Source organism: Streptomyces sp. NPDC001709 (assembly GCF_053596375.1).
On the sequence record NZ_JBSFGB010000002.1, the window covers coordinates 291,439 to 316,622 of the forward strand.

General features: G+C 70.4%; 19 protein-coding genes. 12 read left to right on the plus strand and 7 right to left on the minus strand.

The annotated features are described in order from the left end of the window. Nucleotides 1-9: 9 nt before the first annotated feature. The 6 genes from ACWC0C_RS04170 to ACWC0C_RS04195 all read left to right on the plus strand — a co-directional run bounded on the left by ACWC0C_RS04170 (nucleotide 10) and on the right by ACWC0C_RS04195 (nucleotide 8,588). Nucleotides 10-1,209 carry an ROK family transcriptional regulator gene (locus ACWC0C_RS04170; protein WP_450861434.1) on the plus strand — a complete coding sequence of 400 codons (1,200 nt, stop codon included), beginning with the start codon at nucleotides 10-12 and terminating at the stop codon, nucleotides 1,207-1,209. 133 nt (nucleotides 1,210-1,342) lie between these two features. Further along, nucleotides 1,343-2,443, plus strand: a complete 1,101-nt coding sequence (locus ACWC0C_RS04175) for a sugar ABC transporter substrate-binding protein (RefSeq protein ID WP_450861717.1) — start codon at nucleotides 1,343-1,345, stop codon at nucleotides 2,441-2,443. 210 nt (nucleotides 2,444-2,653) lie between these two features. Continuing rightward, complete coding sequence (locus tag ACWC0C_RS04180; protein WP_449194788.1) at nucleotides 2,654-3,445, plus strand: ATP-binding cassette domain-containing protein; 792 nt, start codon at nucleotides 2,654-2,656, stop codon at nucleotides 3,443-3,445. Beyond that, entirely contained in the window at nucleotides 3,442-4,746 is a 1,305-nt protein-coding gene (locus ACWC0C_RS04185; RefSeq protein ID WP_450861436.1) for a sugar ABC transporter permease, read from the plus strand. Before ACWC0C_RS04180 ends, ACWC0C_RS04185 begins: the two co-directional genes overlap by 4 nt. A 232-nt stretch (nucleotides 4,747-4,978) precedes the next feature. After that, complete coding sequence (dxs, locus tag ACWC0C_RS04190; protein WP_450861438.1) at nucleotides 4,979-6,907, plus strand: 1-deoxy-D-xylulose-5-phosphate synthase; 1,929 nt, start codon at nucleotides 4,979-4,981, stop codon at nucleotides 6,905-6,907. 154 nt (nucleotides 6,908-7,061) lie between these two features. Beyond that, nucleotides 7,062-8,588: an amino acid permease gene (locus ACWC0C_RS04195; protein ID WP_450861440.1), complete on the plus strand. Its 1,527-nt coding sequence runs from the start codon at nucleotides 7,062-7,064 to the stop codon at nucleotides 8,586-8,588. A 620-nt stretch (nucleotides 8,589-9,208) separates the two neighbouring features. On the opposite strand, the gene ACWC0C_RS04200 is transcribed toward ACWC0C_RS04195, so the two are convergent. Both ACWC0C_RS04200 and ACWC0C_RS04205 read right to left on the minus strand, forming a co-directional pair. Continuing rightward, the gene (locus tag ACWC0C_RS04200) at nucleotides 9,209-9,589 is read right to left on the minus strand and encodes an NTP pyrophosphohydrolase (RefSeq protein ID WP_449194784.1); all 381 of its coding nucleotides are present in this window, start codon (nucleotides 9,587-9,589) and stop codon (nucleotides 9,209-9,211) included. 40 nt (nucleotides 9,590-9,629) lie between these two features. After that, nucleotides 9,630-10,598: a hypothetical protein gene (locus ACWC0C_RS04205; RefSeq protein WP_450861442.1), complete on the minus strand. Its 969-nt coding sequence runs from the start codon at nucleotides 10,596-10,598 to the stop codon at nucleotides 9,630-9,632. Between the two features lie 26 nt (nucleotides 10,599-10,624). On the opposite strand from ACWC0C_RS04205, the gene ACWC0C_RS04210 reads away from it, so the two are divergent. The 6 genes from ACWC0C_RS04210 (at nucleotide 10,625) to ACWC0C_RS04235 (ending at nucleotide 18,490) form a co-directional block, all read left to right on the plus strand. Continuing rightward, a complete protein-coding gene (locus tag ACWC0C_RS04210) occupies nucleotides 10,625-11,845 on the plus strand; it encodes a CapA family protein (protein ID WP_450861444.1) in 1,221 nt (406 codons plus the stop codon). Between the two features lie 206 nt (nucleotides 11,846-12,051). Next, the gene (locus tag ACWC0C_RS04215) at nucleotides 12,052-14,295 is read left to right on the plus strand and encodes a HAMP domain-containing protein (RefSeq protein WP_450861445.1); all 2,244 of its coding nucleotides are present in this window, start codon (nucleotides 12,052-12,054) and stop codon (nucleotides 14,293-14,295) included. Nucleotides 14,296-14,301: 6 nt separating this feature from the next. Next, nucleotides 14,302-15,855: a poly-gamma-glutamate synthase PgsB gene (pgsB, locus tag ACWC0C_RS04220; RefSeq protein WP_450861447.1), complete on the plus strand. Its 1,554-nt coding sequence runs from the start codon at nucleotides 14,302-14,304 to the stop codon at nucleotides 15,853-15,855. Continuing rightward, entirely contained in the window at nucleotides 15,852-16,334 is a 483-nt protein-coding gene (locus ACWC0C_RS04225) for a poly-gamma-glutamate biosynthesis protein PgsC/CapC (RefSeq protein ID WP_189950767.1), read from the plus strand. Before pgsB ends, ACWC0C_RS04225 begins: the two co-directional genes overlap by 4 nt. Before the next feature lie 37 nt (nucleotides 16,335-16,371). Continuing rightward, nucleotides 16,372-17,424, plus strand: a complete 1,053-nt coding sequence (locus ACWC0C_RS04230) for an NlpC/P60 family protein (protein ID WP_449194779.1) — start codon at nucleotides 16,372-16,374, stop codon at nucleotides 17,422-17,424. A 46-nt stretch (nucleotides 17,425-17,470) separates the two neighbouring features. Further along, nucleotides 17,471-18,490: a hypothetical protein gene (locus ACWC0C_RS04235; protein WP_450861449.1), complete on the plus strand. Its 1,020-nt coding sequence runs from the start codon at nucleotides 17,471-17,473 to the stop codon at nucleotides 18,488-18,490. Nucleotides 18,491-18,542: 52 nt separating this feature from the next. Here the strand turns inward: ACWC0C_RS04235 and ACWC0C_RS04240 are convergent, their stop codons facing one another. From ACWC0C_RS04240 to ACWC0C_RS04260, 5 genes are all read right to left on the minus strand, one after another. Continuing rightward, nucleotides 18,543-20,672 (minus strand): 3-hydroxyacyl-CoA dehydrogenase NAD-binding domain-containing protein, encoded by a 2,130-nt coding sequence (locus ACWC0C_RS04240; RefSeq protein WP_450861451.1) that lies wholly within the window; start codon nucleotides 20,670-20,672, stop codon nucleotides 18,543-18,545. Beyond that, the gene (locus tag ACWC0C_RS04245) at nucleotides 20,669-21,886 is read right to left on the minus strand and encodes a thiolase family protein (protein WP_449194776.1); all 1,218 of its coding nucleotides are present in this window, start codon (nucleotides 21,884-21,886) and stop codon (nucleotides 20,669-20,671) included. Before ACWC0C_RS04245 ends, ACWC0C_RS04240 begins: the two co-directional genes overlap by 4 nt. A gap of 214 nt (nucleotides 21,887-22,100) precedes the next feature. Next, on the minus strand, nucleotides 22,101-23,402 hold the full coding sequence (locus ACWC0C_RS04250; protein ID WP_450861454.1) for a ribonuclease D: 1,302 nt from the start codon (nucleotides 23,400-23,402) through the stop codon (nucleotides 22,101-22,103). Nucleotides 23,403-23,536: 134 nt separating this feature from the next. Then, a complete protein-coding gene (locus tag ACWC0C_RS04255; RefSeq protein ID WP_031169226.1) occupies nucleotides 23,537-24,193 on the minus strand; it encodes a response regulator transcription factor in 657 nt (218 codons plus the stop codon). A gap of 291 nt (nucleotides 24,194-24,484) precedes the next feature. Next, entirely contained in the window at nucleotides 24,485-25,162 is a 678-nt protein-coding gene (locus tag ACWC0C_RS04260) for a DUF3000 domain-containing protein (RefSeq protein ID WP_449194774.1), read from the minus strand. Nucleotides 25,163-25,184 lie beyond the last annotated feature (22 nt).

A 25,184-nucleotide genomic window follows, 5' to 3' on the forward strand; every position in this document is an offset into this window, starting at 1 on the left:
GAGGTCGTCGTGGAGACTCCAGGGTCGCAGTCGTCGCTGCACCGAGCCAACCTGGAGCGGGTCGTACGGGCCGTGCGCCTGGCCGGATCCCTTACGCAGGCGGAGATCGCGCGGACGACCGGTCTGTCCGCCGCGACCGTCTCCAATATCGTGCGGGAGCTGAAGGACGGCGGAACCGTCGAGGTCACGCCCACGTCGGCGGGCGGGCGGCGGGCCCGCAGCGTCAGTCTGAGCGGGGACGCCGGGATTGTGATCGGCGTCGACTTCGGGCACACCCATCTGCGGGTCGCGATCGGGAACCTCGCCCACCAGGTGCTGGCCGAGGAGGCCGAGCCGCTGGATGTCGACGCCTCCGCCGCGCAGGGCTTCGACCGGGCGGAGGAGCTGGTCAGCCGGCTGATCGCGGCAACGGGCGTGAACCGGTCCAAGGTGGCCGGCGTGGGGCTCGGCGTGCCGGGCCCGATCGACGTGGAGTCGGGCACGCTGGGGTCGACCGCGATCCTGCCCGGCTGGGGCGGCACCAAGCCCGCCGAGGAGCTGCGCGAGCGGCTCGGCGTGCCCGTGCACGTGGACAACGACGCCAACCTCGGCGCCCTCGGCGAGCTGGTCTGGGGCAGCGGAAAGGGCGTGCGGGACCTCGCGTACATCAAGGTCGCGAGCGGTGTCGGCGCCGGTCTGGTGATCGACGGGAAAATCTATCGCGGCCCGGGCGGCACAGCCGGAGAAATCGGTCATATTACACTCGACGAATCCGGTCCGGTCTGCCGTTGCGGGAACCGCGGCTGCCTGGAGACGTTCGCGGCCGCGCGCTATGTGCTCCCGCTGCTCCAGCCCAGCCATGGCCCCGACCTGACGATGGAAGGCGTCGTACGGCTGGCCAGGGACGGAGACCCGGGCTGTCGTCGGGTGATCGCCGACGTCGGCCGCCACATCGGCAGTGGAGTGGCCAATCTCTGCAATCTGCTGAACCCGAGCCGGGTGGTCCTCGGCGGTGATCTCGCCGAGGCAGGTGAGCTGGTGCTCGGGCCGATCAGGGAGTCCGTCGGCCGCTACGCCATCCCCAGCGCGGCGCGGCAACTGTCCGTTCTCCCGGGGGCACTTGGCGGTCGTGCGGAGGTGCTCGGAGCGCTCGCCCTCGCTCTCAGCGAGATGGGCGATTCAACACTTTTGGACGGTTCACTGTCTGCGGCGGTCCCTGCCTTCACTTAGAGAACGGATGGCACCGTTGCCATCTCGTTAAGGATTTACTTCTTGACGTCGCACGTGTGGCCGAGTTGACTTCCAGCCACCTCGGCCGCAACGACGCGGCCTCGTCAGGGAGGTTTCTGAAGTGAACATGCGTATGCGTCGTGCGGCCTTCGCCGTTGCTGCTGGTGCCATGGCCGTCTCGCTCGCCGCCTGTGGCAGCGCCAAGGAGGCCGGCGGTGGCTCCTCCAAGTCCTCCGGCGCCAAGAAGGGCGACGCCATCAAGGTCGGCCTGCTCCTGCCGGAGAACCAGACGGCCCGTTACGAGAAGTTCGACCGCCCCTTGATCGAGAAGAAGATCAAGGACCTCACCAACGGCAAGGGCGAGGTCGTCTACGCCAACGCCAAGCAGGACGCCACGACGCAGAACCAGCAGGTCGACAGCATGATCACCAACAAGGTGGACGTGCTGATCGTCGACGCGGTGGACGCTGCGGCCATCAAGAACTCGGTGCAGAAGGCCAAGGACGCCGGCATCCCGGTCGTCGCCTACGACCGCCTGGCGCAGGGCCCGATCGACGCGTACACCTCGTTCGACAACGAGACGGTCGGCAAGACCCAGGGCGAGGCCCTGCTGAAGGCCCTGGGCTCCAAGGCCAAGTCCGGCAAGATCGTCATGATGAACGGTTCCTCCACCGACCCGAACGCCGCGCAGTTCAAGAAGGGCGCCCACGAGGTGCTCGACGGCAAGGTGAACGTCGGCAAGGAGTACGACACCAAGGAGTGGAAGCCGGAGAACGCCAACTCCAACATGGAGGGCGCCATCTCCGCTCTGGGCAAGAAGAACATCATCGGCGTCTACTCCGCCAACGACGGCATGGCCGGCGGTATCATCACCGCCCTCAAGGCCGCCGGCATCGCCAACATCCCGGTCACCGGCCAGGACGCGGAGCTCGCGGGTGTCCAGCGCATCGTCGCCGGTGAGCAGTACATGAGCGTCTACAAGCCGTACGCTCCCGAGGCTGCCGCCGCCGCCGAGATGGCCGTGGACCTGGCCCAGGGCAAGTCGCTCGACTCCGTCGCCAAGGACAAGGTCGACAGCCCGACCACCAAGCAGGTGCCCTCCGTCCTGGTGCCGGTCACAGCGCTGACCAAGGACAACATCAAGGACACCGTCATCAAGGACGGCGTCTACACGGTGGCCGACATCTGCACCTCGCAGTACAAGGCGGCCTGCGACAAGATCGGCCTGAAGTAAGCAGCCGCACGCGCCTTTCCAGCTAGGAGAATTCACCCTTGAATTTCCCTAGCGGAGAAAGGCGCCCCACCAGCTCCTCCGGCGCCCCGCGCACACAAACAGCCCCGCAAGCTCGGCACGGGGCGCCGGACGGAACTACCCCGCGGCGGGTCCCCCGCCCACCCACCCAGAATTCTGCACAACCTCCCGCCGGGTCAGGCGGCGAAGGAGATGGTTCACGTGTCCGCTACGCCCGTGCTGGCGTTGCGCGGGGTCTCCAAGCGGTTCGGTGCCGTTCAGGCGCTCACCGACGTAGAGCTTGAGGTCCACGCCGGTGAGGTGGTCGCCCTGGTGGGCGACAACGGTGCCGGAAAGTCCACGCTGGTCAAGACGATCGCCGGCGTGCATCCCATCGATGAGGGCGTCATCGAATGGGAAGGCAAGGCCGTCCAGGTCAACAAGCCGCACGACGCCCAGAACCTGGGCATCGCGACGGTGTACCAGGACCTCGCGCTGTGCGACAACATCGATGTCGTCGGCAACCTCTACCTCGGCCGGGAGATCCGCCGCCGCGGTGTGCTGGACGAGGTGGAGATGGAGCGGCGCTCGCGCGAGCTGCTGGACCAGCTCTCCATCCGCATCCCCAGCGTCCGTATCCCGATCGCCTCCCTCTCCGGCGGTCAGCGCCAGGTCGTGGCGATCGCCCGCTCCATGCTCGGCGAGCCCAAGCTGGTCATCCTCGACGAGCCCACCGCCGCCCTCGGCGTCGAGCAGACCGCCCAGGTCCTCGACCTGGTGGAACGGCTGCGGGAACGCGATCACGCCGTGATCCTCATCAGCCACAACATGGCTGACGTGAAGGCCGTCGCCGACAAGGTGGCGGTGCTGCGTCTGGGTAAGAACAACGGCGTCTTCGAGGTCAAGTCGACCTCGCAGGAAGAGATCATCTCCGCCATCACCGGCGCCACGGACAACGCCGTGACCCGTCGTGCGGCGCGCACCAATGGGGAGATCAAGAAGTGAGCATCGACAAGACCTCCACGCCCGCCGAGGACGCCCCCGTGGACACCCCCGTGGAGAATCCCGAGGCGGCACGCGGCTCCGACGTCGCCGTCGACCCCCGCCTGCTGGTGCGCGAGCAGGGCCTCGCGGGCTACGTCACCGAGTTCAAGCGCAAGATGAAGGCCGGTGACCTCGGCTCCATCCCGGTCGTCATCGGCCTGGCGATCATCTGGATCATCTTCCAGAGCCTGAACTCCAACTTCCTCACCGCCGGCAACCTCTCCGACATCTCCGTCGCCATGGTCGGCACGGGCATGATCGCCGTCGGTATCGTGTTCGTCCTGCTGCTCGGCGAGATCGACCTGTCGGTCGGTTCGCTCTCCGGTGTCGCGGGCGCCACCTTCGCGGTGCTCAACATCACCCACGGCATGAACGAGATCCTGGCCCTGGTGCTGTCGATCCTCACCGGAACGGTCGCGGGCGCGCTGCACGGCTTCTTCTTCGCGAAGGTCGGCGTGCCGGCGTTCGCGGTGACCCTGGCCGGTCTGCTGTTCTGGAACGGCCTCATGCTCAAGATCCTGGGCGACAACGGCACGATCAACCTGAACGACAGCGGCCTGGTCGCCAAGCTGACCAGCTACTACTTCTCCGACGTGGCCGCCGCCTACGGTCTCGCCACCGCGGTGACGGTGCTGTTCTTCCTCAGCTCCTACTTCGGCAACAAGCGCCGCGAGGCCGCCGGGGTGCCGTCCCGCCCACTGAGCGAGACCGTCCTGCGCACCGTGCTGCTGGCCGTCGTCTCCTTCGCCGCCGCGATCGTCTTCAACCAGTACAAGGGTCTGCCGCTGGCCGTGGTGATCTTCGTCGCCATGCTGCTGATCACCGACTTCGTACTGCGTCGTACCTCCTACGGCCGCAAGGTCTTCGCGCTCGGCGGCAGCGTCGAGGCGTCCCGCCGTGCCGGTATCAACGTGGACCTGGTCCGGATCTCGGTGTTCGCCATCTCCGGTACGTTCGCGGCGATCGGCGGTCTGTTCATCGCCTCCAAGATCGCCTCCGCCAACCAGGGCGCCGGCGGCGGTGACCTGCTGATGAACGCGATCGCCGCAGCGGTCATCGGCGGTACGTCGCTGTTCGGTGGACGTGGGCGCACCTGGAACGCGCTCCTCGGCGTGCTGGTGATCGTCTCGATCCAGTACGGCCTCGCGCTGGAGGGCATCGCCTCGCCGGTGCAGTACATGATCACCGGTGGTGTGCTGTTGGCCACGGTCGTGATCGACGCGGTGACGCGCAAGACGCAGAAGAGCGCGGGTCGCGCATAGCGCGGTTTCGCCGTGGGGGTGCGGGTGTGACTGCGGGGGCCGGTCCGTCGTGGCTGGTCGCGCCCCCGCGGCGGAGCCGCCCCCCATATCGATACCGCCCCGCGCCCCTTCGGGGCGCTCCTGACGCCCGGCACCGAAACGTGCCGGGCGCTGTCATGTCTGGGAAAGCCGGAACATTAGACTCGGGCGAGCCCGGCGAAAGCTCGATCAGCTCTACTGCAAGGAGGCACGGGTGCCGCTGCTGACCCGCATCAGGGGACCGCGCGATCTGGACCGGCTCAGCCCGGAGGAGCTGGACCAGCTGGCACAGGAGATCCGGACCTTCCTCGTCGAGGCCGTCTCCAAGACCGGCGGCCACCTCGGCCCCAACCTCGGTGTGGTGGAGCTGACCATCGCCCTGCACCGCGTCTTCGAGTCGCCGAAGGACAAGGTGCTGTGGGACACCGGCCACCAGTCCTATGTGCACAAGCTGCTCACCGGCCGGCGGGACTTCTCCAAGCTGAAGATGAAGGGCGGCCTGTCGGGCTACCCCTCGCAGGCCGAGTCCGAGCACGACGTCATCGAGAACAGCCACGCCTCCACGGTGCTCGGCTGGGCCGACGGCATCGCCAAGGCCAACGAGCTGCACAAACGCGACAGCCACGTCGTGGCCGTCATCGGTGACGGGGCGCTCACCGGCGGGATGGCCTGGGAGGCGCTGAACAACATCGCCGACGCCAAGGACCGCCCGCTGGTCATCGTCGTCAACGACAACGAGCGGTCGTACGCCCCCACGATCGGCGGTCTCGCCAACCACCTGGCCACGCTCCGCACCACCGACGGGTACGAGCGGTTCCTCGCCCGGACGAAGGAACTCCTGGAGCGCACCCCGGTCGTGGGCAAGCCGCTCTACGAGACGCTGCACGGGGCGAAGAAGGGGTTCAAGGACTTCATCGCCCCGCAGGGCATGTTCGAGGACCTGGGCCTGAAGTACGTCGGCCCCATCGACGGACACGACATCGAGGCACTGGAGTCGGCGCTGGCCCGCGCCAAGCGGTTCCGCGGGCCGGTCATCGTGCACTGCCTGACCGAGAAGGGCCGCGGCTACCAGCCCGCCCTGCAGGACGAGGCCGACCGGTTCCACGGCATCGGGCCCATCCACCCCGACACCGGCCTGCCGGTCAAGGCCTCGGGCGCCGACTGGACCTCCGTCTTCGGTGACGAGATGGTCGAGCTCGGCAAGGAGCGCGCCGACATCGTGGCGATCACGGCGGCCATGCTCCAGCCGGTCGGCCTGAAGAAGTTCGCCGACACCTTCCCGGACCGGATCTACGACGTCGGCATCGCCGAGCAGCACGCCGCCGTCTCCGCCGCGGGCCTCGCGTACGGCGGGGTGCACCCCGTCTTCGCCGTGTACGCCACCTTCCTCAACCGCGCCTTCGACCAGGTCCTCATGGACGTGGCCCTGCACAAGTGCGGGGTGACCTTCGTGCTGGACCGGGCCGGTGTCACCGGAACGGACGGTGCCTCGCACAACGGCATGTGGGACATGTCGATCCTCCAGGTCGTGCCGGGGCTGCGGCTGGCGGCCCCGCGGGACGCCGAGCAGGTGCGGGCCCAGCTGCGGGAGGCCGTCGCCGTCGACGACGCGCCGACCGTGGTGCGCTTCTCCAAGGGCGCCGTCGGGCCCGCCGTACCCGCGGTGGGCCGGGTCGGCGGCATGGACGTGCTGCGCGAGCCGGGCACCGACGAGCCGGACGTGCTGCTGGTCTCCGTGGGCGCCCTCGCCCCGATGTGCCTGGAGATCGCCGCGCTGCTCGACAAACAGGGCATCTCCACCACCGTGGTCGACCCGCGGTGGGTCAAGCCCGTCGACGAGGCCATGGCCCCGCTGGCCGAGCGGCACCGGGTCGTCGTCACCGTCGAGGACAACAGCCGGGCCGGCGGTGTCGGCTCCGCGATCTCCCAGGCCCTGCGCGACGCGGGCGTGGACGTGCCGCTGCGTGACTTCGGCATCCCGCCGCGCTTCCTCGACCACGCCTCCCGCGGCGAGGTCCTCGCCGAGATCGGCCTGACCGCGCCCGACATCGCCCGCCAGGTCACCGGTCTCGTCGCCAAGCTGGACGGCCGGTACGACCGTACGGGCGCCGAGGTGGACTCGGTGGAGCCCGCGCGCGACTGACGCCGAACGCGCCCCCACGGGCCGGTCCCGCCCCTCCTTGCGGTGGCGGAACCGGCCCGTTTGCGTGAACCTGCCTGTGCCGGGGCATACGCATTCCCGACCCTCTCGATCATGACGGGCCGCGGCGAGGCCCCCAAGCGTGGGAGGCAGACACGTGAGCAGCGCGCTGTTCAGGACGAAGAACGTCGAGCAGTCCATCCAGGACACCGAGGAACCCGAGCATTCGCTCAAGAAGTCCCTCTCCGCGCTCGACCTGACCGTCTTCGGCGTCGGTGTCATCATCGGCACCGGCATCTTCGTCCTCACCGGACAGGTCGCCAAGAACAACGCCGGTCCGGCGGTGTCCCTGGCCTTCGTGACGGCCGGCGTGGTCTGCGCGCTCGCCGCCCTGTGCTACGCCGAGTTCGCCTCCACGGTCCCCGTGGCGGGCTCGGCGTACACCTTCAGTTACGCCTCCCTGGGCGAGCTGCCCGCCTGGATCATCGGCTGGGACCTGGTCCTGGAGTTCGCGCTGGGCACGGCGGTGGTGGCGGTCGGCTGGTCCGGCTACATCCGCTCGCTGCTGGACAACGCCGGGTGGCATCTGCCGGACTATCTGGCCGGCCGGGACCATGCCACCGGTTTCGGCTTCGACATCCTCGCCGCCGCCCTGGTGCTGGTGCTCACCGGCATCCTCGTCCTCGGCATGAAGCTGTCGGCCCGGATCACCTCGCTCGTCGTCGCCATCAAGGTGGTCGTGGTCCTCATCGTGATCGTCGCGGGTGCCTTCTTCGTCGAGTCCGCGAACTACTCGCCGTTCATCCCGCACGCCCAGCCGGTGCCGGCGGGCGGCAATCTGAAAGCCCCGCTCATCCAGCTGATGTTCGGCTGGGCGCCCGCCAACTTCGGCGTGATGGGCATCTTCACCGCCGCCTCTGTGGTGTTCTTCGCCTTCATCGGCTTCGACATCGTGGCCACGGCCGCCGAGGAGACCCGCAACCCGCAGCGGGACATGCCGCGCGGCATCCTCGGCTCCCTGTTCATCTGCACCGTCCTCTACGTGGCCGTCTCCATCGTCGTCACCGGTATGGAGAAGTACTCCAAGCTGTCCGTGGAGGCCCCGCTCGCCGACGCCTTCAAGGCCATCGGGCACCCCTGGTTCGCGGGTGTGATCAGCTTCGGTGCCGCCGTCGGCCTGACCACCGTGTGCATGATCCTGCTGCTCGGCCAGACCCGGGTGTTCTTCGCGATGAGCCGCGACGGACTGCTGCCGCGCTTCTTCTCCCGCGTCCACCCGCGCTTCCGTACCCCGCACCGGCCGACCATCCTGCTCGGCGTGATCATCGCGATCGTCGCCGGTTTCACCAGCCTGAGCGAGCTGGCCGAACTGGTGAACATCGGCACGCTCTTCGCGTTCGTCGTGGTCGCCATCAGCGTCGTCATCCTGCGCAGGACGCGCCCGGACCTGCCACGCGCCTTCCGCACCCCGTGGGTGCCGGTGATCCCGATCCTGTCGGTGTGCGCCTCGCTGTGGCTGATGCTCAACCTGCCCGCCGAGACCTGGCTGCGGTTCGCCATCTGGATGGTGGTCGGTTTCGTCGTCTACTTCTTCTACGGCCGCACCCACAGCCGACTGGCCCTCGGCGAGCAGGCCCCCGCGGGCGAGGTCCCGCGCCCGCCCACCGCCGGAAACGCTCCGTAACCCTCCTCGCCCGGCGACCCCCGATTCCCGGCCGGCGGGGCTGGAACGCGCTCCGGCCCCGCAGGGACCGTGGACACGAGGACCGTCACCCGGACGGCGTACCGGACCCGGGCTGCTGCCCCTTCTCGCGGCACTCGCCTGCCGTCCTCCCTACGGCCGCTGCGGAACCCGGACGAGGGCTACCTCGCGTTCGCGGTGCACGGCTCCGACTCGCTGACCCCGCCGCGGGAGCCCGCGGTCCTCACCCAGCTGCTCACGGCCACGGCTGTGGCCTCCCTCGCCCGGCGCTGTGCGGGCGGGCGGTGGGCTAGGCCCGGCACCATGCCGGTGGGAGGCGGCACCATGCCGGTGGTGGTGGGCCTGGGCTGGCCGTGTGTGGATGGTGAGGTTCGGCCCGGGAACGTGCGGGTTGGGTGCGTGGCAGGGCCGGCGGCGTGTGAGCAGTGGGTTCGGCTCGGCGGCGTGTGGGCCGTGGGCTCGGGCCGGTGGCGTGTTGGCGGTGGGTTCGGCCCGGCGGCGTGTGGGCGGTGGGCTCGGGCCGGTGGCGTGTTGGCGGTGGGTTCGGGCCGGCTGCGGGTGGACCGACGGCGAGCCGGCTCGGCGCCGTGCGGACCGCAGGGTCAGCTCAGTACCGTGCGCGGGCCCGTGACCTGTGCCCCGTGTTCCTGGACGCGGCGGCGCAGTTCGCGGTCGGCCGTGACCACCAGGCAAGGGCGGTCGCCGGAGGCCGCCGCGAGGGCCACGATGTGGTCGTCGCCGCTGCCGGGCGCCTCCTCGACGCGCACCTCGGGCACCGCGGCCACACCCCGGGCCGCGCCCTCCACCACCAGGACCAGTTCCAGCGGACCGGGCAGAGGGGCCACGCCGGACCGGGCGAGGGGCACCAGCCGGTCGCGCAGGCGCTCGGCGGCACCGCGGCGGTCGCGCCACCAGCCGTCGGGCACCGAGCCGACGACGTTCGCGCCGTCGACGATGAGCAGGGGGAGGGGCTCGTCCGTCATGTCCGGTAACTGTCTTGTTTTGTGGTGTTCGTAGGCAGACTCAGTCTGTCACGGGTTTGCTCGCCCAGTCGCCCGTGATCTTCGCGATCGCGGCGGCCGCCCGCTCGGCGGGGCGCCCTCCGGCGCGCACCCCGGGGGAGAACTCGACGTGCAGGAAGGGCACATGGTCGGCGTCCGCCACCTGGCCCTGGACGTTCGTCAGGCCCTCCAGCGGACAGGACCGCACCCAGGCCCGGCAGACCCGGAAGCCTTGCCCGCCCAGGGCGTCGGCCAGGTCGCGGCCGTCCTGCCGGCCCGCCGACCCGGCGCCGGTGGAGGCGACCACGTCGTAGCCGGGCACGGCGGAGGCGGCGAAGCCGTGCAGCTGGATCCCGGGCATCCCGCGCCGGGCCAGCTCGGCGCAGATGGCGTGGAACACGGTGTCCTCGCGGTGTGCCACGTCCGCGGAATTACCGACTCCGGCTTTGCGGTGTGCACCTGCAATCACCAGGACCCCGCCAGGGGAGCCGCGCAGCACACGTACGCCCAGCTGTTCGGTGCCCAGGTCGAAGCCGGGATGCGGGACCTGCACCGACCAGCTCGGGCGGTGGTCCAGATCGAGGTAGACCCGGCCCCAGCCGCGCGGTGTCACGGCGGAGTCGGTGCGGTCGGCCACCTCGGTGTAGCGGTGGCCGGAGGGCCGGTCGACGACCGTGCGCACGGTGAAGTCCCGTTGCGAAAGCCGCTGTTCCGCTTGTGCGCGGTGGCCGTCGAGCAGCAGGCCGACCGCCGCGGCGATGTCCTCGCGGTCGGCCCGGCCGGGCGGCAGATAGCCCCGGCCGGGGGCGAACCGGCTCGTGTAGTCCGCCACCTCGCGCGCCAGGTCGATCTGCGCGTCCCCCGTCGGGGCGGGTCGGCCGTTGTCGCGTCCGTCGCCGCCCGAGGCGCGGAGCAGGACGGTGAGACCGCCGGCGAGGACGGCGGCGACCAGCAGAAGTGTTGCGATCGTTATCGCGCGTGAGCGAGGCACTCTCATGGTTGTATCAAGATATCCCGGTGAACAGACGCCGTAGCCGGACCCTGCTGTCCCTGCTGACCCCGCTCTCCCTGCTTGCCGCCGTCTCCGGCTGTGGTCTCCTCTCGGACGACTCCGGTGCCGAGGGCGGCGGGCGCTCCTTCACCGTCGCCGCGGCCGGGGACATCCTGATGCACCCCGAACTGGTCGACCAGGCGCGCAAGGACGCGAAGCGCACCGGCAAGGGCGTGGACGGGCTGGACTTCGGGCCCATGATGGCGGGCATCAAGCCGCTGATCAGCAAGGCGGACCTGGCGATCTGTCACTTCGAGCCGGTGATGGGCCCGGCGAAGGGCCCGTTCGAGGGCTTCCCGGACTTCCAGGTGCCGCCGCAGCAGGCCAAGACGATCAAGGACATCGGCTACGACACCTGCTCCACCGCCTCCAACCACACCCTCGACCACGGCTACGAGGGGGTGAAGCGCACCCTGGACGCGCTGGACGCCGCCGGGCTGAAGCACACCGGCTCCGCCCGGACCCGGAAGGAGGCACTGACTCCGCTGGTCATGGACGTCAAGGGCGTCAAGGTGGCGCAGATCTCCTTCGCCTTCGGCTTCAACGAGCCGCACAAGCTCCCGAAGGACAAGCCGTGGCTGGCCAACGAGCAGGACCTCGGCCGGATCAAGGCCGCCGAACAGCGGGCCCGCAAGGCCGGCGCCGACGTGGTGATCCTCTCCCTGCACTGGGGCCGTGAGCACCATCCGGAGCCGTCGGCCTCGCAGCTCTCCTTCGCTCGGCAGATCGCCCGGAAGACCGGCATCAACCTCGTCATCGGCCATCACGCGCATGTCGTGGAGCCGATGGAGAAGGTCGACGGCACCTGGATCAGCTACGGCCTCGGCAACCAGATCGCCCGGCACGAGGTGCCGACGGGCCTGACCGAGGAGGGCGTGATCGCCTGGTTCACCTTCACCGAGCGCGGCAAGGGCCACTGGGACGTGCAGCCGCGCTTCGAGCCGACCCTGCTGACCATCCCGCCGGACGCCGAGAACGTGCGGGACGGCGGCACCGCCGCCTACGCCGGCGACGATGCGCGGGACTACCGCCTGCTGGACGTGCCGGCCGCGCTGCGTGACGGTCACGACCTCACCGATGCCCAGAAGGCCCGGCTGCGGCTGGCGTTCGAGCGCACCCAGGGCACGCTGCTGAACCGCGGCGCGGGGGCGGACGGGCTGAAGCCACTCACCCCGCTGCCCGAGTAGACGGGGCATTTGTCGGAATTTGTACGACAGTTGCGCGATGTTGCCCAGATCACGTTGGACTTACCGCAACTTAACCCCCCTCTTATCTGTCTGAGCTTTCCGGGTGCGGTCTTTCCATCGGCGCGCCCGGACCGTATTCAAGAGAGGACCGTCCTGTGGCGTCACCGCCCCCGGCGCGGCAACACCGAGCCCGCCGCCGAGCCGACATGTCACTGATCGGGGGCATACGCCCGCCCATCGCGGTCCTCTCGGCGCTGTTGCTGACGCTCGCCGGCATCACGGCCCTCGTGCTGGGCCGCGTCGACGACGCCGGCGTGCCGAGGGCGGTGCTGACGTCCCAGCAGCACTTCTCCGAGGACGGCGCCATCGCGCTGCGCGCCTCCATCGACGAGTCCGTCACCGACGTGACCCGCTCCGCCGCGCTGTTCAGCGCCGGGGAGCCGGTCTCCGGCGACGCCGTCCTGGACAAGCTCGGCAGCACCTACCAGAAGTGGATGGGCACCGCCGTCGTCGAGATCCGCACCGGCAAGCTGGTCGCGGCCCGCGGCGAGACGGTGCCGCTGACCTCCGTGGACCTGTCCTCCCTCAGCGGCGAGGACGGGCTGGCCCCGCGGATGGTCCGGCAGAAGAACGGCGAGGTGCGGCTGCTGTCCTTCGGGCTGCTGACCTGGCCGGGCAAGCCGCAGCTGCTGCTGGTGGCCTCCCGGAACCTGAAGTTCCCCGGCATCAGCCTCGGCCAGTTCCGCTCCATCGCCGTGGTCGACGCGAACGGCGCGATCCTCAGCAGCGACGGCATCGCCGAACCCGAGTCGGCGCGCAACAGCGTCGACCGCGAGGACATCAAGGACTCCACCAAGCAGCTGAAGGACTTCGCCCGGCTGGCCGCCCGCAAGGCCCGCCAGGATCCGCGCAGCAGCAAGGAGCCGGGCACCGGCGGCTACCAGGGCGTCAGCGGCAGCCTGATCGGCGGGAAGGTGCTCGGCGACCGGTCCGTCGCCGGATACGCCACGCTCGCCGCGTCCGAGCCCGGCGCGGCCACCACCGCCGGCGGGCTCGGCCTGTCCGTGGTCGCCATGGTCAAGGTGACCGAGGAGTCCGCCCGGGCCCAGTCCCCGGTGTTCGGGCTGGCGGCGGGCGGCGCGCTGCTCGTCGTCGGCGCCCTGGCCGTGGCGGTGCTGCTGGGCACCGTGCAGCGCCCGCTCATCCGCCTGTTCCTGGAGTCCCGCCGGCTCACCCGCGGCGATCTGACCCGGCCCGTCACCGTCCCCGGCTACGGCGAGGCGCACCGCATCGGAGCCGCCCTGGAACGGCTGCGCCGGCAGCTGCTCGGCGAGAGCGCCGAGGCCACCGGTCCGGCCGAGCGTCCCAGCGGGCTGCGCCGGGTGGGCACCCCGGCCCTGCTCGCGGTCTGCGCGGTCCTGCTGCTGGCCTGGTGCGCACCGCTGATGCTGCTGTTCAACCGCGCGGACAACACGGCCGACGTCCCGCGCCAGCTCGTCAACGACCAGCGCGAACGCACCGACACGCTCAGCGACCGGGTGCGCCGCGCGCTCAACGAGGGCGACGCCGACCTGCAGTCCGTCGCCTCCCTGATCGGCGACAAGACCTCGCCCGAGGCCATGGAGACGGTGCTGGAGCGCACCTACAACGAGAACAGGCGCTACCGCTCCCTCTACGTCGTCGACTCCTCCGGCGAGATCCAGGCCCGCGAGGGCAAGGACCCGAAGGTGATCCGCTCCCACCGCGTCTCCGACAAGTCCCTGCGGCTGCTGGGCCGCGGCGGCAAGGAGCCCGTGGTCGTCGCCTCCGCCGAGATACCCGGCCGGGGCGGCGCCCAGCTGATCGGCGAGTTCCGCGTCGAGTTCCTCAACGTCCTGCTGACCCGGCCGGGCCTCGGTGTGGTCCGGCTCGTGGACGACCAGAACAAGGTCATCGCCGGCAACACCGGCTTCCTCGCCTTCCAGTCGCTGCCCGACGACCACCTGAAGGACCTCGTCGCGGCCAGCGCCCAGCGGCTCGGGAAGAAGCCGCGCCCGAACGGCGTGCTCTACCGGGAGAACGGGGTGCGCATCGCCGCCGCCGCGCCGTTCTCCGGCAGCGGCTCGGCCGAGTCGCTCGGCTGGAGCGTCGTCAGCTGGCAGCCCGTCGACCGGCTCGCCATCCCGGAGTACGACGCCCAGAACCGCACCGTCCTCGCCGGTCTGCTCGGCGCCGCCGCGGCCGTCGCCTGCCTGGGCTGGCTGCACATCGTGGTGGCCCGGCCGCTGCGCGGTCTGGCCGACCGGGCCGAGGCACTGGCCGGCGGCGACCGCAGGACCGTGCTCTTCCCGCAGCACCACGACGAGGTCGGCGCCGTCACCCGCTCCCTGGAACTCATCCGGCAGCAACTGCAGGACCAGCGCCGCCAGCAGCCCCGCAGCACCCCCTCCCAGCAGTACACAAGGAACTGATCACCTGTGCTCTTCCTCTACGCCGTGCTGCTGATCTGCTGCGCGATACTGCTCGTCGCGGGCATCGTGGAACAGCGGCGGCACTTCGAGAACCTGGACCACATCCCCACCCGGGTCCTGGTCAACGGCATCCGCGGCAAGTCCTCCATCACCCGGCTGTGCGCGGGCGCCCTGCGCGGCGGCGACCTGGTCACCGTCGCCAAGACCACCGGCACCGCGGCCCGGTTCATCCACCCGGACGCCACCGAGGAGCCGGTCTACCGCAAGTTCGGCATCGCCAACGTGGTCGAGCAGATCGGCATCGTCCGGCGCGCCGCCGCGTACAAGCCGGACGCGCTGGTCATCGAGTGCATGGCCGTCATGCCGGCCCTGCAGGAGATCAACCAGTCCAAGCTGATCCGCTCCACCATCGGCGTGCTGTGCAACGTCCGCGAGGACCACCTCGCCGAGATGGGCCCCACCCTGGACGACGTGGCGCGTTCGCTGTGCCGCTCCATGCCCGAGGACGGCATCTGCGTCACCGCCGAGAAGGACCGCTTCCACATCCTCCAGGAGGAGGCGGACGCCCGTAACTGCAAGCTGATCTACGCCGACCCCGAGACGGTCACCGACGAGGAGCTGCGCGGCTTCAGCTGGTTCACCTTCAAGGAGAACGTGGCCATCGCCCTCGCCGTCGCCGAACTCCTGGGCGTCGACCGGGAGACGGCCCTCAGGGGCATGTACGAGGCCCCGCCGGACCCCGGTGTCCTCTCCGTCGAGCGCTACCGGACGCCCGATGGCAAGAAGCTGCGCTTCGCCAACGTCTTCGCGGCCAACGACCCCGAGTCGACGCTGATGAACATCAACCAGCTGCTCGACCTCGGCGCCATCCACCGCCCGCTCAACGTGGTCATCAACTGCCGCCCCGACCGCGTGGAACGCAACGGGCAGATGGGCGAGATCATCCCCGACCTCGACCCCGAGCGCGTCTTCGTCATCGGCCACCCGGCCAAGTCCGCCATCGACGCCATCCCCGCCGAGTTCCGCTCCCGCGCCGTCGACCTCGGCGGCGACAAACGCGACCCCGAGGAGTTCATGGGCAAGATGCTGGACATGCTCGGCCCGGACTCGTCGATGGTCGCGATCGGCAACATCCACGGCCAGGGCGAGATCCTGCTGGAACACCTCGCCGAACTGCCGCCGGACGAGAGCGCCGACGAGCCGGCCGCCACGGCCCCGGCCCGCCGGACCGAAACGGCTCCCGCCGTGGTCGAGCACGCCGAGACGATGCAGCTGTACGTGCCCCGCATCGACCCCTACCAGCGCTACCCGGAGGCCTACGAGGCGCGGTACGCGCAGGCGCAGCCGCACGTCCCGCAGCTCCCCGCGCAGACCTCGTACGAGACGCCGTACGAGACCTCGTACGAGACGTCGTACGACACCTCGCACGACACCTGGACCGAGCCGCGGCCCCACCACGGACCGGCCCCGGCCCGTGGACTCTTCGAGCCCCGCATCCCGCCCCAGCCTTCCGCCGACGACGACAGCCAGCAGTGGCACAGCCCAGGAGAACAGCGTTGATCCCCTCCGTCCTCACCCCCGAGATCGCCGCGATCGGCATCGGCCTGGGCCTGATGTTCTCGCTCATGTGCTACCTGACGACCAATCTGTCGCCGGGCGGCATGATCACCCCGGGCTGGCTCGCGCTCACCCTCATCGAGGACCTCCAGCGCGCCGCGCTCGTCGTCGGCGTGACCGTGCTGACGTACCTCGCCACGCTGCTGATGCAGAAGTTCGTGATCCTCTACGGCAAGCGGCTCTTCGCGGCCGTCGTGCTCAGCGGCGTGCTGATCCAGGCCACCGTGATCATCGTGCTGCAGATGGAGTTCCCGCTGCTGTACGCCAACCAGACGCTCGGCTTCATCGTCCCCGGCCTGATCGGCTACCAGCTGGTCCGCCAGCCCAAGGGCGCGACCCTGCTGTCCGTCGGCTCGGTCACCCTCGCCACCTATGTGGTGCTGACCGCCGGCATCCTCCTCGGCGCCATGCCGACCGCCTGAACCCGCCCGAATCCGACGCACTCCTGGAGCCCCCACCATGACGAAGCGCAAAGGCCGCCCCGTCGTCCACGCGGTGACGGTCCTGGCCCTGCTCGCGGGCAGCGCCTACTTCACCTACGAGCTGCGCAAGGACGAGCAGGCGAAGCTCCCGGCCGCCCAGACGATCACCGAGAACCTGCACAGCTCGGGCGGGACGACCGGCAAGCAGACCTGGGAACGGCTGAACAACCCGGCGCGCTCGGTACTGCGTGACGGCAAGGGCGACGTCATCGCCGCCTTCACGGACGGCGCCCGTACCGCCACCCTCAAGGGCCCGACCCGGACCTTCGCCGAGCCCGTCAACACCACCACCAAGGTGGTCACCAACGACTGGGTCCGCCTCATGCCGGAGGCGTGGACCAAGGGGTCCGAGAAGCAGCAGTGGTTCAAGGACTGGTTCAAGCAGTACTACGGAAGCGAGGAGGACGACGTCTTCGCCTTCGCCTTCCAGTACATCGTGGGCGCGCCGGTCAAGAAGGACGACCAGGGCATCCAGTACGCGGGCCACGCCACCTACGGCCCCCTCAAGGCCGACGGCGTCGACCGCTACGAACAGACCGACTTCTACGACTACCTGGGCATCCCGTACACCTTCCGGGACGGCGTCACGGTGTACCCGCAGAAGGACCGCCTGCGGGCCGTGGACTGCTCCGGCTATCTGCGCCTGGTCTACGGCTACCGCGCCCGCTACCCGCTGATGTCCGACAACGCCCACGGCGACGGGCTGCCGCGCACCGCCGACGGCATGGCCCGCGGCAAGGAGGGCGTGGACATCATCAAGCTCCAGGGCCCGAGCCCCTGGTACGTGCAGCCGCAGAACATCGACGTCCTCCAGCCGGGCGACCTGCTGTTCTTCAAGATGGACCACCGCACCGGCAACCACATGGACCACTCCGCGATCTACCTCGGCCCGGACACCGAGGGCCACAAGGTCTTCATCTCCAGCCGCAAGGAACAGAACGGCCCCACGATCGGCGACCAGGGCGGTGTCTCGCGCCTCGACGGCGACGGCTTCTACGCCAAGCTGTTCCGCACCGCGAAGCGGCTGTGAGCAGGCACGAGCGGGCCACCGTGAAGCCACGGCATAGAGTGAACCGGTGAACGGCGACTGGCTCCTGCGCGGCCGAGACGGCCGGCTCAGTGTTTACCAGCTGTCGGGCGACGCCGTCCTGTGCCGGGCGGAGCGCGTCCCCGGCGGCCCCTGGACCGACCCGCGCACGGTGGGCGGCGACCAGAAGCTCCACCCCGTCCTGGCCGTCGGCCAGGGCGCCGACGGCTACGCCCACCTCGTCTCCTGGCGGCCGACGCTGCCGGGCGAGTCGGGCCTGGTGCACTCCACTCATTTCCGGCCGCACCTCGCGGCCCTGGACTGGAACCCGATCGGCCACCCGAGGAAGAAGGGCGGTGACCGGTCGGGCACGCCGGCCGTCGCCGTCGACGCCCAGGGCCGCGCCCATGTCTTCGTCCGCAACGACGGCGGCGGGGTGCACATGGTCGCGCAGAAGGAGAAGGGCGGCTGGGAGCCCTGGCGGGACCTGAGGGGGCGCAAGGTGCGGGACGGCCTGGCCGCGGTGACGGGGGAGTCCGGCCGGGTCGAGGTCTACGCGGCCGTCCCCGAGGGCCTGCTGCACTGGCGCCAGGAGGAACCCGGTGCCCAGCCCGTCGTGCAGGAGCCCCTGGAGGCCGCGGTCCGCCCCGGCACCCTCTACGCCCTCGCGACCTCCCCCGACAGCACGACCGTGTTCTTCACCGACGCCTCCGGTGACCTGTGTGCCTGGCGACCGGGCGGCAAACCGGTCGCCCTGCTGCCCGCGGCGGGCCCGGGCCCGGTCACGGCGGTCCGCTGCACCCTGGACGGGCACGACTGCACGTTGCTGGCCCAGCGCTCGGCGAGCGGCCGGGTGGCCTTCGCCGCCTACCCGACCGAGCAGGAGTCGGCGGGCGCCTGGTGGACGGAGTCGGGCCCGCAGCTGCCCGCGGACGCGCTGGTCTCCCTCGCCGTGGACGGGGACGACCGGGTGGTGGCGGCAACGCTGTCGCCGTCGACCGGCCGGCTCCTGCTGACCCGGCGCAAGGACGAGCCGGGGCTGGCGCTGGAGGCGTGGCGACCGGTCTGAGCACGCGGAAGGGCCCCCGCCGCAGCGGGGGCCCTCCAGGTGTCACCGGGTGTTATGCGGGAACGCTCGCCACACCCTGCGCCAGGAACGTCTTGCCGTTCACGCGCTCCGAGACGCCCTCGCGGTCCAGGTACGGCGTGATGCCGCCCAGGTGGAAGGGCCAGCCGGCGCCCGTGATCAGGCAGAGGTCGATGTCCTGGGCCTCGGCGACGACGCCCTCGTCGAGCATGAGCCCGATCTCCTGCGCCACCGCGTCCAGCACCCGCGCCCGCACCTGCTCCTCGGTCAGCACGACATCGCCCTGCTTCAGCAGCGCGGCGACCTCCGGGTCCAGCTCCGGCTTGCCGCTGTCGTAGACGTAGAAGCCGCGCTTGCCCGCCTTGACGACGGCCGCGAGGTTCGGGGAGACCGTGAAGCGGTCCGGGAAGGCCCGGTTGAGGGTCTCGGACACGTGGAGACCGATCGCGGGGCCGACCAGCTCGAGGAGGACCAGCGGGGACATCGGCAGACCGAGCGGCTCGACCGCCTTCTCCGCGACCTCCACCGGGGTGCCCTCGTCGATGACGTTCTGGATCTCGCCCATGAAGCGGGTCAGGATGCGGTTCACGACGAACGCCGGGGCGTCCTTGACCAGAACCGCGGTCTTCTTCAGCTTCTTGGCGACGGCGAACGCGGTCGCGAGCGACGCGTCGTCGGTCTTCTCGCCACGGACGATCTCCAGCAGCGGCAGCACCGCGACCGGGTTGAAGAAGTGGAAGCCCACGACCCGCTCGGGGTGCTTGAGCTTCGACGCCATCTCCGTCACCGACAGCGAGGAGGTGTTGGTCGCGAGGATCGCGTGCGCCGGGGCGACCGCCTCGACCTCCGCGAACACCTGCTGCTTGACACCGATCTCCTCGAACACGGCCTCGATGATGAAGTCCGCGTCGGAGAAACCCTCGGCCTTGTCCAGGACACCGGTGACCAGTGCCTTCAGGCGGTTGGCCTTGTCCTGGTTGATCCGGCCCTTGCCGAGCAGCTTGTCGATCTCGGCGTGGACGTAGCCCACACCCTTGTCGACGCGCTCCTGGTCGATGTCGGTCAGCACGACCGGCACCTCCAGGCGGCGCAGGAAGAGGAGGGCGAGCTGCGAGGCCATCAGGCCCGCGCCGACCACGCCGACCTTGGTGACCGGGCGGGCCAGGTTCTTGTCCGGGGCGCCGGCGGGACGCTTGCCGCGCTTCTGCACCAGGTTGAACGCGTAGATGCCGGAGCGCAGCTCACCGCCCATGATCAGGTCGGCGAGGGCGACGTCCTCGGCGTCGTACCCCTGCTGCAGGTCGCCGTTCTTGGCGGCCGCGATGATGTCCAGGGCGCGGTAGGCGGCCGGAGCGGCCCCGTGCACCTTGGAGTCGGCGATGAACCGGCCCTTGGCGACGGCCTGGTCCCAGGCCTCGCCGCGGTCGATCACCGGGCGCTCGACCTCGACGTCGCCCTTGAGGACGTTCGCCGTCCAGATCAGGGACTGCTCCAGGAAGTCCGCACCCTCGAAGAGGGCGTCGGCGATGCCGAGCTCGAAGACCTGCTTGCCCTTGAGCTGCTTGTTCTGGTTGAGGCTGTTCTCGATGATCACCGAGACGGCCTTGTCGGCGCCGATCAGGTTCGGCAGGATCGTGCAGCCGCCCCAGCCCGGGACCAGACCCAGGAAGACCTCGGGGAGCGAGAAGGCCGCGATCGCCTTCGACACCGTGCGGTACGTGCAGTGCAGACCGACCTCGACGCCGCCGCCCATCGCCGCGCCGTTGTAGTACGCGAAGGTCGGCACGGCCAGGCCCGCGAGGCGCTTGAAGACCTCGTGGCCGCCCTTGCCGATGGCCAGCGCGTCCTTGTGCTCCTTCAGCAGCTCGACGCCCTTGAGGTCGGCGCCGACCGCGAAGATGAACGGCTTGCCGGTGATGCCGGCGCCGACGATGTCGCCGGCCGCGGCCTCCGCCTCGACCTGGTCGATGGCGGTGTTGAGGTTCGCCAGCGAGGCCGGGCCGAAGGTGGTCGGCTTGGTGTGGTCGAAGCCGTTGTCGAGGGTGATGAGCGCGAAACGGCCCGCACCGAACGGCAGGTCGAGGTGGCGTACGTGCGCGGACGTCACGACCTCGTCGGGGAACAGCTCGGCCGCACCCTTCAAAAGCTCAGCGGTGGTGCTCACTTGTCCCCCTCGAAGTGCGGGTTCTCCCAGATGACCGTCGCGCCCATGCCGAAGCCGACGCACATGGTGGTCAGGCCGTAGCGGACCTGCGGCTGCTCCTCGAACTGGCGGGCCAGCTGCGTCATCAGCCGGACACCGGAGGAGGCCAGCGGGTGACCGAAGGCGATGGCGCCGCCGTACTGGTTGACGCGCTCGTCGTCGTCCGCGATGCCGTAGTGGTCGAGGAAGGCCAGCACCTGGACGGCGAAGGCCTCGTTGATCTCGAACAGGCCGATGTCACCGATGCCGAGGCCCGCCTTGGCGAGGGCCTTCTCGGTCGCCGGGATCGGGCCGTAGCCCATGACCTCCGGCTCCACGCCCGCGAAGGCGTAGGAGACGAGCCGCATCTTGACCGGCAGGTTGTTCTCGCGGGCGAAGTCCTCGGAGGCGATGATCGAGGCCGTCGCACCGTCGTTCAGACCGGCGGCGTTACCGGCGGTGACCCGCCCGTGGACGCGGAACGGCGTCTTCAGGTTCGACAGGTTCTCCAGGGTGGTCCCCGGGCGCATCGGCTCGTCGGCGGTGACCAGACCCCAGCCGGTCTCACCGGCCTCCGGGTTGGTGCGACGCACCGAGATCGGCACCAGGTCCTGCTGGATCTTGCCGTTGGCGTACGCCTTGGCGGCCTTCTCCTGCGAGCGCACGGCGTACTCGTCGGCGCGCAGCTTGGTGATCTGCGGGTAGCGGTCGTGCAGGTTCTCCGCGGTCATGCCCATGAACAGGGCGGACTCGTCGACCAGCTTCTCGCTCACGAACCGCGGGTTCGGGTCCACGCCCTCGCCCATCGGGTGGCGGCCCATGTGCTCCACACCACCGGCGATGACGGCGTCGTAGGCACCGAAGGCGATCGAACCGGCGGTGGTCGTCACGGCGGTCAGCGCGCCGGCGCACATGCGGTCGATGGAGTAGCCGGGCACCGACTGCGGCAGACCCGCGAGGATCCCGGCGGTACGGCCCAGGGTCAGACCCTGGTCACCGATCTGCGTGGTCGCCGCGATGGCGACCTCGTCGATCTTCTTCGGGTCGAGACCCGGGTTGCGGCGCAGCAGCTCCCGGATCGCCTTCACGACGAGGTCGTCGGCGCGGGTCTCGTGGTAGATGCCCTTCGGGCCCGCCTTGCCGAACGGGGTGCGGACGCCGTCGACGAAGACGACATCCCTGACGGTACGAGGCACGATGGCTCTCCTCCAGGGTGCGGAACGCTGAGCGCTTGCTTAAGCCCATGCTACTTATGAGTAACGTAGCTGCACAGCCCTGCCGGGGGGAGCGGCGAAGGTCACACCACGGCGGCATGCGGTATGGCTTGATCTCGACGTGCCTGCCCGGCCGCCGTAGGGCCTGATCGCGTACGGCGGCTGCGGATTGTCCTGGTTGCTCGCGCCCAGGCGCTTACGGGGCGCCGGCGGCACCCTTCGCCGACAGCGCCGAAACCAACACCGGCGTCACCAGCTCCACCTGCCACGGACGCGCGCCGTACCCCGCCAGGGCAAGCTCCACCGACCCGGTGTCCACCACCTTCGGCGGCTCCCAGCAGATGCGCCGGACCGTGTCCGGCGACATCAGGTTCTCCTGAGGCATCCCGAGCCGCTCGGCAAGGGCCGTCACCCCGGCCCGGGCCGCGGACAGCCGAGCCGCGGCGGCGGGGTCCTTGTCGGCCCAGGCCCGCGGCGGCGGAGGCCCGGTGACCGGCTGGCCCGGCTGCGGCAGCGCGGAGTCCGGCAGGGCCTTGGCCCGGTCCACCGCCGCCTGCCACTGCTCCAGCTGCCGCCGTCCCATCCGGTGCCCGAACCCGTTCAGCGCCGCGAGCGCATGGACGTTGGCCGGAAGGGAGAGCGCCGCCTCCACGATGGCGGCGTCACTGAGCACCTTGCCCGGCGACACGTCCCTGCGCTGCGCGATCCGGTCCCGCGTCTCCCACAGCTCCCGTACGATCCCGAGCTGCCGGCGCCTGCGCACCTTGTGCATACCGGACGTACGGCGCCAGGGATCCTTCCTCGGCTCGGCCGGCGGCGCGGCCGCGATCGCGTCGAACTCCTGCAGGGCCCACTCCAGCTTGCCCTGCCGGTCCAGCTCCTTCTCCAGGGCGTCGCGCAGGTCGACGAGGAGTTCCACGTCGAGCGCGGCATAGCGCAGCCAGGGCTCGGGGAGCGGGCGGGTCGACCAGTCGACGGCGGAGTGACCCTTCTCCAGGACGAAACCCAGCACGCCCTCGACCATGGCGCCGAGACCGACCCGGGGGAACCCGGCGAGCCGGCCCGCCAGCTCGGTGTCGAAGAGGCGGGTCGGGACCATGCCTATCTCGCGCAGGCAGGGCAGGTCCTGGGTGGCCGCGTGCAGCACCCACTCGACGCCGGACAGGGCCTCGCCGAGCGCGGACAGGTCGGGGCAGGCCGCGGGGTCGATCAGCGCGGTCCCGGCGCCTTCGCGGCGCAGCTGCACCAGGTACGCGCGCTGGCCGTAGCGGTAGCCGGAGGCGCGCTCGGCGTCGACGGCGACCGGGCCGGAGCCCGCGGCGAAGGCGGCGATCACCTTGGCGAGGGTGGCCTCGTCGGCGACGACGGGCGGAATTCCCTCGCGCGGTTCCAGCAGCGGTGTCGGCGCCCCCGTCACAGAAGATCCGGCGTCATCCGGAGGGGTGCCTCCGGTGGTATGCAGGGAGCTGTCTGCTGCGGTGTCTTGGGCGTCGGTCACCTGTCAAGGGTATCCGTGTGTGGACGGCGCCCGTCGACGGAACGTTCCGTCGACAGGCGCCGGAGGGTCGTAAACCAGTCAGGCCGGTGAATGGTGCGGTTCAGGTGAGTGAACCGGCGGCTGCTCCGGTCGGCTCAGTGGATGATCCCGGTGCGCAGGGCCACGGCCACCATGCCGGCCCGGTCGCCCGTGCCCAGCTTGCGGGCGATGCGGGCGAGGTGGCTCTTGACGGTCAGGGCGGACAGGCCCATGGAGACGCCGATCGCCTTGTTCGACTGGCCCTCCGCGACCAGCCGCAGCACCTCGACCTCGCGTCCGGACAGCTCGCGGTAGCCGCCCGGGTGGCTCGGGGCACCCGGGGGGCGGCGGTGCATCCGGGCGGCGCCGAGGGGAGCGGCGCCGGGCCGGGCGGGCAGGCCGATGTTGGTGCGGGTGCCCGTGACGACATAGCCCTTGACCCCGCCCGCCAGGGCGTTGCGCACCGCGCCGATGTCGTCGGCGGCGGACAGCGCGAGGCCGTTGGGCCAGCCCGCGGCGCGGGTCTCGGAGAGCAGGGTCAGGCCGGAGCCGTCGGGCAGGTGGACGTCGGCGACGCAGATGTCGCGCGGATTGCCGATGCGGGGACGAGCCTCCGCGACGGACGAGGCCTCGATGACATCGCGCACGCCGAGAGCCCACAGGTGGCGGGTGACGGTGGAACGGACGCGCGGGTCGGCCACGACCACCATGGCGGTCGGCTTGTTCGGGCGGTAGGCGACCAGGCTTGCGGGCTGCTCGAGGAGAACGGACACCAGGCCTCCTGGGTGGGGGGACGGGGCCGGCTTGTGGGGATGAAGCCGGGACGAACCGTGCTTTCAAGGTCACAGTCGTCTTCGGCAGCAAACTCGTCCGCCTTTAGAGAATGATCACGATCTAGTGAGTAACAATCTGTGCAATTCGGACACGCGATCGATCATCCGAAGATCGAGTCGGGTTCACGCGGGTGCGATTCGGGTCGGAAAGTGGCCGTATCGACAAAGACATGGTCAATAAGGCCGCCATGTGGGCGAAGTCGCCGGTCGGCGGCCTTGCCCACCTCGGTCTCACCGTGACTGCGGGCCCCTGCGCTGCGGCAGCGTCACCACGGAGGCATCGCCCGGACCGGCCGGCGGCAGCCCCGCGACCTGGGCCAGCAGATCGCACCAGGAGGTCAGGTGGGAGGCCGTGTCCGGCACCCCGCCGAGCCCCTCGCGGGGCGTCCAGGACGCCCGGATCTCGATCTGCGAGGCCGCCGGCCGCTCCGCCAGCCCGCCGAAGTAGTGCGAACTCGCGCGCGTGATCGTCCCGCTCGGCTCGCCGTAGCCGAGCCCGCGCGCCTGCAGCGCCCCGGTCAGCCATGACCAGCACACCTCGGGCAGCAGCGGATCGGCCGCCATCTCCGCCTCCAGCTCCGCCCGCACCAGCGTCACCAGCCGGAACGTTCCCTGCCAGGCGTCGTGCCCCGCCGGATCGTGCAGCAGCACCAGCCGTCCGTCGGCCAGCTCCTGCTCGCCGTCGACCACCACGGCCTCCAGTGCGTACGCGTAGGGGGCGAGCCGCTGCGGGGCGGGGGTGGGCTCCACCTCGACCTGCGGCCGCAGCCGGCTGCTGCGCAGGGCGTCGACCGCGGCCTGGAAAGCCGGTGGACCCGAAGTACTGGAACGCCGGTCCGCCTCCTCGGTGTCCTTCACGTCGTCCAATCCGTCAGCGCCGTCCGACATTCGTCCGTGAGCCGCAGCCATGCGGGGAAGAGTAAGGGGAAGC

Excerpts from the sequence above, each read along its gene's own strand:
- ACWC0C_RS04175 (WP_450861717.1), top strand. The coding sequence starts at position 1,343 with ATGCGTCGTGCGGCCTTCGCCGTTGCTGCTGGTGCCATGGCCGTCTCG.
- ACWC0C_RS04180 (WP_449194788.1), top strand. The coding sequence starts at position 2,654 with ATGGTTCACGTGTCCGCTACGCCCGTGCTGGCGTTGCGCGGGGTCTCC.
- ACWC0C_RS04230 (WP_449194779.1), top strand. The coding sequence starts at position 16,372 with ATGACGAAGCGCAAAGGCCGCCCCGTCGTCCACGCGGTGACGGTCCTG.
- ACWC0C_RS04215 (WP_450861445.1), top strand. The coding sequence starts at position 12,052 with ATGTCACTGATCGGGGGCATACGCCCGCCCATCGCGGTCCTCTCGGCG.
- ACWC0C_RS04200 (WP_449194784.1), bottom strand. The coding sequence starts at position 9,589 with ATGACGGACGAGCCCCTCCCCCTGCTCATCGTCGACGGCGCGAACGTC.
- ACWC0C_RS04260 (WP_449194774.1), bottom strand. The coding sequence starts at position 25,162 with ATGGCTGCGGCTCACGGACGAATGTCGGACGGCGCTGACGGATTGGAC.